The sequence below is a fragment of the Ferrovibrio terrae genome (genome assembly GCF_943371255.1).
GTDB lineage: Bacteria > Pseudomonadota > Alphaproteobacteria > Ferrovibrionales > Ferrovibrionaceae > Ferrovibrio > Ferrovibrio terrae_B.
This window is the reverse complement of record NZ_CALRUC010000162.1, coordinates 1-7156: the sequence shown is the minus strand read 5'-3', so window position 1 is coordinate 7156 and position 7156 is coordinate 1. Positions and strand designations below refer to the sequence as shown.

8 protein-coding genes and 1 pseudogene are annotated in these 7156 nt (G+C 59.7%); 3 read left to right on the top strand and 6 right to left on the bottom strand.

Going from position 1 to position 7156, the window contains the following annotated elements; translation table 11 throughout:
* A partial coding sequence (locus AAG799_RS21580; protein WP_341899082.1) for an ATP-binding protein occupies window positions 1-186 on the top strand: 186 nt, incomplete at its 5' end.
* Window positions 187-333: 147 nt separating this feature from the next.
* On the opposite strand, the gene AAG799_RS21575 is transcribed toward AAG799_RS21580, so the two are convergent.
* The 3 genes from AAG799_RS21575 to AAG799_RS21565 form a co-directional block, all read right to left on the bottom strand.
* Window positions 334-786, bottom strand: coding sequence for a GNAT family N-acetyltransferase (locus AAG799_RS21575; protein WP_341899081.1), 453 nt, complete (start codon window positions 784-786; stop codon window positions 334-336).
* 52 nt (window positions 787-838) lie between these two features.
* Window positions 839-1171: a hypothetical protein gene (locus tag AAG799_RS21570; protein WP_341899080.1), complete on the bottom strand. Its 333-nt coding sequence runs from the start codon at window positions 1169-1171 to the stop codon at window positions 839-841.
* Between the two features lie 332 nt (window positions 1172-1503).
* Window positions 1504-2151, bottom strand: a complete 648-nt coding sequence (locus AAG799_RS21565; RefSeq protein ID WP_341899079.1) for an NYN domain-containing protein — start codon at window positions 2149-2151, stop codon at window positions 1504-1506.
* A gap of 303 nt (window positions 2152-2454) precedes the next feature.
* Here AAG799_RS21565 and AAG799_RS21560 point away from each other — a divergent pair, with 303 nt between their 5' ends.
* Window positions 2455-2871: a hypothetical protein gene (locus tag AAG799_RS21560; protein ID WP_341899076.1), complete on the top strand. Its 417-nt coding sequence runs from the start codon at window positions 2455-2457 to the stop codon at window positions 2869-2871.
* A 282-nt stretch (window positions 2872-3153) separates the two neighbouring features.
* Complete coding sequence (locus AAG799_RS21555; protein WP_341899075.1) at window positions 3154-4905, top strand: HAMP domain-containing sensor histidine kinase; 1752 nt, start codon at window positions 3154-3156, stop codon at window positions 4903-4905.
* A 21-nt stretch (window positions 4906-4926) separates the two neighbouring features.
* Here AAG799_RS21555 and AAG799_RS21550 read toward each other — a convergent pair whose 3' ends face one another.
* The 3 genes and pseudogenes from AAG799_RS21550 to AAG799_RS21540 all read right to left on the bottom strand — a co-directional run.
* On the bottom strand, window positions 4927-6039 hold the full coding sequence (locus AAG799_RS21550) for a DUF2336 domain-containing protein (RefSeq protein ID WP_341899074.1): 1113 nt from the start codon (window positions 6037-6039) through the stop codon (window positions 4927-4929).
* Window positions 6040-6379: 340 nt separating this feature from the next.
* Window positions 6380-6514 carry a hypothetical protein gene (locus tag AAG799_RS21545; protein ID WP_341899072.1) on the bottom strand — a complete coding sequence of 45 codons (135 nt, stop codon included), beginning with the start codon at window positions 6512-6514 and terminating at the stop codon, window positions 6380-6382.
* Window positions 6515-6614: 100 nt separating this feature from the next.
* Window positions 6615-7156 (bottom strand): annotated as a pseudogene (locus AAG799_RS21540) (glutathione synthase); the annotation flags it as partial.

Genomic DNA, 7156 nt, shown 5'->3' with positions numbered 1-7156 from the left:
TTCGAGCAGGCCGACAGCCAGCTCAGCCGCAAATATGGCGGCGTCGGCCTCGGTCTATCGCTGGTGCAGGCCTTCGTGCGCGCCCACCAGGGCAGCCTCAGCATCGACAGCGCGGTGGGCAGCGGCACGCGCATCACCGTGGCCTTCCCTGCCAGCCGGACCGGCCACCCCGAGGGGCCACCCTAAGGCCACCCGCGCAGGGACGGAGTTGAACCGCCGACACGAGGATTTTCAGACCGGAGGGGCATTCAGGGTTTCAATGCGTTGCATGCAAAACCATCAGGCATTCATGGGCTTAGAATCAATAGCTTATAGGCATTTTACAAAACCGTTTTAGCGAGACCATCGATAGATTGGCTGCGGCGCATCCCAAGGAAATTTGGGTGATGACATTTCACCATTATGTTCAAAACTGCAGGATCGCAACATAGCGCGCGATTCGTCGTTTCTCGCCTCAGCCTTGAGGCTGCCTTGCAGCGTTTGGATGTGTTTCACAAGACACTTACCAAGCCCCTTTTCGCGACAGGCCTGAGCGACAATTACGTACCATATTTCAAATTCATCCTCATCTTCGCGAAGCACCAACATGCCCTGAAGATGAATCTCGTTCTTAATGATCCAAACACGACTTGCGCGACACCAATTTTCTATCTCAGCAATTAACTTCGGCCGACTCCTGCCCTCACAGGCGCTTTCTATAATACCAATCTTAGGAGCAGCCGCGCAAAACAGTTTGGCCAACTCACCCGCCATGGCGCTCGAAGCTATTTGAGGTGTCGGATTCATTGATAGCCATTAATCGAATTAGACCCACTCGGTGAATGTAGCGCGCATGCTCTTAGTTTGGCGTGCGACTTCCTATGGTTGACCTCGGTTCGTCATATTTTCTGTAAACAAGAGGTATCCACCATTCTGTGTGGACATTTGCCTCTTTATCGACTGGCACCATGCCCAGCTTCCAAGTCTTCCCGGTGACTGAATCAATCAGAATGGTTTGAAATAAAATGGGGTCGTTTGGATCTCGATCAACAGGCACGACCAGATCGTCAGGATTGAACGGCGCCCGCACACTAACGATTTTGTATCTTTCAAGCGGGGCGAGAAAATAGCCCGATACTCCGGCAGCAATTGCGACCACGAAACCGATAACTATGGCTGTCCGCGAGACCATATGGGCCTCCTCAAAAACTGACTGCATTGCAGCGCCAACCTTACACCTCAATTTTGCGACCTGACGCAAAATGAAATGCAGGATTGGCCTCATACGAACGCAAAGCGGCACTGCAAAACAGAGGATTCGTTTTGCAAAACTATTTTCGGGATTTCGGGTAAGTCTTTGAAGGAAATGGTGCCCAGGGACGGAGTTGAACCGCCGACACGAGGATTTTCAGACCGGGGTGTCTACTACGAATTCAAAGAATTGTGTGCAAAACTGTCTGATCAATGGGCTATACGGCGTCAATGAGTTAGTCGCCTTTTGCAAAACTATTTGCAGCGTTTTGTCTACCAGTTAGCCGGCTTCGTAATCGGGCCGATGGAATTTTGGATTACCTGATCGAACTGGCTGTTCTGAAGCGCCTGCTCACTAAGCCTTAATGTAAAAGTGGAGCAGCCCTTCTTTGTCAGCTCTCGACTTGGGTGGCGCTTTGGATCGTTTCTGCGAATGGGCAATAGAACGCCGACGGTGAGATTGAGTTCATCTTTGACCATACGAATTGGCGTAGCCAGATCAGAATCATTGCTAACCACAACTGCTACTTTGTAGCGCCCCTTAACGCCATCAATCAGCATATGGGCGGCGAGATTGACGTCACTGCCCTTCTCTTCGGTTTTGATCACCTCAGCTGTTTTACTACCAATGAGCGGTGGGCTGGCTAAGGGCATCCTCACTGCATGAGAAAGGAAATGCCCTCGGATGATTTCAATTTCTGGGACCGTGCCGAGCGCTCGGTGGTAAATTTGCTGATCAGTAGCTTGCGATGGATTTCCAGGACGTGGCGTCACATTCGCAGTGAAGTACTTCACTTTGATAATGTTATTCTTCGGTAGATGCCTCTGGGCAAATTCCAAAAGATTCAGCCACCGGTACGCCGTTCCGCGTAGGCAGCCATAATAGAGATTAAAACCGTCGATATAGACGATCGTGTCCAATACAGGCCCCCCGCCTGCCGCATCCCGTACTCATCCCCCAGACATGCAGAAGCCGCCTTGCGGCGGCTTCGCGCCAGCCTCCGAGGAGGACTGGGTGGTAACTTGTATAAATCCTATAGAGGCCCACCCTACAGGATCGCAACATTTAGATTTTCTGAAGTGCAACGTTATGCTAGCAACAACAAAGAACTTGTTGTTGCTAGCATAACGTTGACGGAAAGTCAAGCTGGCTTTATCATTGATATATAACGAATTAACTTATTCATATTGGAATATTCTTGTTGCAAGATAAGCATTCACAACATGACTTCAACCCCAACCAAAACACCCTTAGAAATTAAGCTAATTCAAGAGCTTACGGCGGTAGATTTGCGTATTGCCGAGCTTGAAGCGGAGAAGAGAAGCCTTCAGAGGTTACTCTCCAAAGTCCGTCAAGAAGCACTCGTGAATCGGGATGTCACCCGCAAAAATAGCTTTGATCGGATTGTTATTGAGAACGTTATTATACAACGACTGACAGAAGCAAAACGTCCATTGCACGCCGACGCCCTGTTGTTTGAAGCAAGGACCGTCACCCACACCCTTAAAGGCAATACGTTCCGCTCATACCTTCACAGACTAAAACTGCGAGGGCTTATTAAGTCGTCGGGACGAGGGACATGGCAACTAGTGAGCCATGAAAAAGACCCCGACGATTCTCTCGCGTCGAAGGCAGAATAAATCACATTAAAAATCAAAAAAAATATTGCCGTGAAACACTCCATTTAACTAGGCATCGAATGCCAAATATCAAGTGGCGGCTGGTCGAAAAACACGACAAGGGTTTCGGGTAAGTCTTTGAAGGAAATTGTGCCCAGGGCCATATTGCCGCAGGGGCAATTCTAGGACTGGTCGGGCCCCCGACAATCCTGTAGGGGTCCGTCCGTCACCCTCCGAACCCCGCATCTGGCGGCAGACCTGTCATTTCGGTTGAGCGACACCCTTCCCCGCGACGATATACCGATGCCCACGCCCCTCTCCCCCCGCGCCACCGGTCCGTCCGGCCCGGGCGCCGCCAGCAAACCCGCCGCGCCGCCCTTCCAGGGCAGCTTCCAGCAGGTTCTGCTGATCAATGCCGGCGCCACCGTTTGCTTCCCCAGCGTCACCGCCCTGCTGCTGCGGGCGCAGGTGCCGGGCGACCTGCTGCTGGGCTGGTGGCTGCTGCATATGCTGTCGGCCTGCATCGTGCTTGCCGACTGGTTCCTGCGCCGGCATCGCCAGAACGAGGCGACGCCGCGCTGGCAGATGCCGCTGGAACTCTTTGTCGCCGGTTTTGCCGGCAGCGTCTGGGGCCTGAGCGCGCTGGCGCTGCCGATGATCGATGCCGATGGCCGGATGCTGCTGATGGCCGTGATCGCCGGAGTGATTGGCGCCTCGGCGCCGGCCCTGGCGCTGCTGCCGGTGGCCGGCGCCACCTTCATCATCGCCATCGCGGTGCCCTATGCCGTGCATTTCCTGACCATTGGCAGCTTCATCGGCTATGGCCTGGCGGGGCTGCTGGTCGGTTATGTCGTGGCGATGATCGGCGCCAACCGCGTGGTCCACCGCATCCTGCTGAACAACTTACGGCTCAATCGCGAGAACAGCGGCCTCTACGACCGTATCCGCAACGCCCAGAGCGAGTTGCTGGATGTCGCCGACAGCAGCGAGGCCTTTGTCTTCTGCGATGCCGACGGCCACATACAGTTATGGAACCAGCGGTTCCTCGTCCTGCTCGGCCTCAGCAATGACGCGGTACAGCATGGGGCGCCGCTGGTGCCGCTGCTCGGCCGCGCCGGCCTGCCCGCCGATCTGCCGGACCGCCTGGCCGCGGCGCCGGTCGGACACAGCCGCCCGGTGCTGGAACTGCCCAACGGCCACTGGGTCCGCGCCAGCCTGCGTCGCCTGCCCGACGGCGACCGCGCCCTGATCCTGATCGATATCACCGAACAGCAGCAGCAGAATGCCCGGCTGGAAGAGCTGTTCCGCGAGGTGAGCCTGGCGCGCGACGCGGCGCTGCGCGCCAGCCAGGCGAAATCCAGCTTCCTCGCGCATATGAGCCACGAACTGCGCACGCCGCTGAATGCCATCATCGGCTTTTCCGACATCATCAAGCGCAAGATGTTCGGGCCCGACTGGGCGCGCTACGACGACTATGTCATCGACATCAACAGCAGCGGCACCCATCTGCTCGGCATCATCAACGACATCCTCGACCTGGCCCGCATCGAAGCCAACCAGATCATGCTGCAGGAAGACGTCGTCGATATCGGCGAACAGGCCGCCACCTGCATCCGGCTGGCCGCGCAGCAGTTCGGCCGCCCGGCCGACAGCCTGGTTTCGAATATCCCCGACGACCTGCCGATGCTGCATGCCGATGCGCGGCTGCTGCGCCAGATCCTGATCAACCTGATCGGCAACGCGCTGAAATTCTCGCCGGCCGATCTGCCGGTCGGCATCGGTGCGCGGCTGGATGCGGCCAGCGGCGAGATCTCAGTCTGGGTGAGTGATCGCGGCATCGGCGTGGCGCCGCAGGACCAGGCGCGCATCTTCGATCCCTTCGAGCAGGCGAATTCCCTGCTCAGCCGCAATTACGGCGGCGTCGGCCTCGGGCTGGCGCTGGTGCGGGCCTTCGTGATGGCCCATCAGGGCCGCATCGGTATCGACAGCGCACCGGGCCAGGGCACCACCATCACCATCACCTTCCCGGCCGCGCGGACCATCCGCACGGACTGAACGGCATCGGGCAACGCTGCGCTAGGCCGCCATTCTCTGCGCCGCCTGGGCGCGGCTACGCCGGCGGGTCAGCCAGCGCTGTTCCTGGGGGTCCCACAGCATGGCGAAATCGGCCAGCATCATCGCGGTGACCACCTCGACGAATTCGGCGCGCTCGACGGCGCCGCGCACGAAATCGAAGCCGCGCGCCAGATCGATCACCGCCTCGACCATCTTGAAGTGATCCTGCGGCAGGCGGCTGCGCTGGTAGATCGCGGCCAAACCGCGCTTGCCCGGGTCGTGCATCAGCAGCCGCGTGTTGTTGAGCGGCACGCCGGCCAGCAGGCTGACGCCCTGTTCGAAGAAGGCGAGATCGCCGCCGGCCAGCGCGCGCAGCAGCAGCGTATCGGACAGCTGGCCGCGCTTTTGCAGATCGGTGACCAGATCGGCCAGTGCCGGCGGTTCGGCGCCATCGCCGAGCAGGCCCAGCAGGCTGCGCTCGCGCAACTGCAGCATGGTATCGGCGGCCATGGCCGGCGGAATCTGGTAGCGCGCGATCATCGCATCGCGCATGGCATCCGAAACCTGGGCGATCAGCCGGGCGGCGAATTTCGGCGGCATGTCGGGATGGCGTGCCAGCGCCTCACCCAGGGCACGGCTGTCGGGGAAACGGTCCAGCGCGCGTTCCATCATCGAGCCGCTGACGGCGGCGCCGCGATTGGTCATCAGCACGGCCACCGCCGGCTCGGCGCCATGGGTGACAAGCGCATCGGACAGCGCGGCCGAGACACGCGCCCGGCCGGCAATCGCGCTCTGGTGCAGCGGCGACACCGCCTGCACCAGCTCGATCAGGTCGACCTCGCTGAACACCGGAGAGAATTGCAGCAGCGGGGTGGCGACGGCGGCGGCATCGCGGGCCAGCTTGAGCGCCACACCGCGCGGCAGTTGCGGGGAATCTTTCAGCTGCTCGGCCAGCGTCTGGCGCACCAGCAGCTCGGCATCGCGGGCCAGGGCGGCGATGATCGCCTGCGCCAGCTCTTTCTCGACGGCGGTTAGGGCCGGGCCGCCCTCGTTTTCATTGGCATAGGCGCGGGCGACTTTCGCGGCCGTGTCGGCGCGCGCCGCCGGCGAAGGGTCCGCCAGCAGTCGCTGCACATCCTGAATACCGAGAAATGCCCCCTGAACCACTAAACGCCGCAGCCCCCGCCCATAACATCGTTCGTTGGTGCCGATTGTTGGCGGCGGACAATAGCAGGCAAGGACCAAATGTCACGGTGAAACATCCTGACCAATCCTGACGCGGCGACAGCGTGCATGCAGGCCCGATAGCGGCGCCTGTTTCAGCGGCAAAACGGCGCAAAAAAAGCCTGTGCATTAATCTGTATGCAGGCCGCTGGACGACATCGGGACCGACGGATGCGTTATCCGGCTGCCGGACGATCACAGGCTTGCGAAATGCCGCACCGATTCGACAGCACTCGGCGATCGGGCGTGCTCAGCAGCTGGGATAGCCCGGCGCGCAGACGCGATCCTGGAACGGGCGGTCGGCGGGGTCGATCGGGGCACCACAAGCAGACAGCAGGGGAGCGGCGAACAGGGCGGCGAGGACGATCAGCAGGATCTTGCGCATGGGATGTCTCCCTTTCCGTGCGGTGGAACCGCAGCACGAGGATAAGCCTGTAACGCCCGGCGGCCAAGCCGGTTCCATCCTGACAGCCGCGGCATGACGCCTAAGCCATCACCCGGCGGCTCAGCGCGTCCTCGATCGCGTCCCAGATCTCGGCTTCCAGCTGCACGCCGTCGAAGCGGTTGATCTGCTGGATGCCGGTGGGCGAGGTGACGTTGATTTCGGTGAGATAGTCGCCGATCACGTCGATGCCGACGAAGATCAGGCCCTCGCGCTTCAGATGCGGCCCGATGATCTCGCAGATTTCATGCTCACGTTTTGTGAGCCCGATCTTTTCCGGCCGGCCGCCGACATGCATGTTGGAACGCGCCTCGCCAGCCGCCGGCACGCGGTTCACCGCACCGGCCGGGCGGCCGTCGATCAGGATGATGCGCTTGTCGCCGGCGCGCACCTCGGGCAGGTAGCGCTGCACGATCACCGGTTCGCGCGCCAGCTTGGTGAACATTTCCAGCAGCGAGCCGAGATTCTCGTCATCGGGCTTGAGATGGAACACGCCGGCGCCGCCGTTGCCGAACAGCGGCTTGAGGATGATGTCCTTGTGCTCGGCGCGGAAGGCCTTGATCGCCTCCATGTCGGACGAGATCA

Coding starts and splice junctions, on each gene's coding strand:
- AAG799_RS21570 (WP_341899080.1), bottom strand. CDS start 1,171: ATGGTCTCGCGGACAGCCATAGTTATCGGTTTCGTGGTCGCAATTGCT.
- AAG799_RS21575 (WP_341899081.1), bottom strand. CDS start 786: ATGAATCCGACACCTCAAATAGCTTCGAGCGCCATGGCGGGTGAGTTG.
- AAG799_RS21555 (WP_341899075.1), top strand. CDS start 3,154: ATGCCCACGCCCCTCTCCCCCCGCGCCACCGGTCCGTCCGGCCCGGGC.
- AAG799_RS21560 (WP_341899076.1), top strand. CDS start 2,455: ATGACTTCAACCCCAACCAAAACACCCTTAGAAATTAAGCTAATTCAA.
- AAG799_RS21545 (WP_341899072.1), bottom strand. CDS start 6,514: ATGCGCAAGATCCTGCTGATCGTCCTCGCCGCCCTGTTCGCCGCTCCC.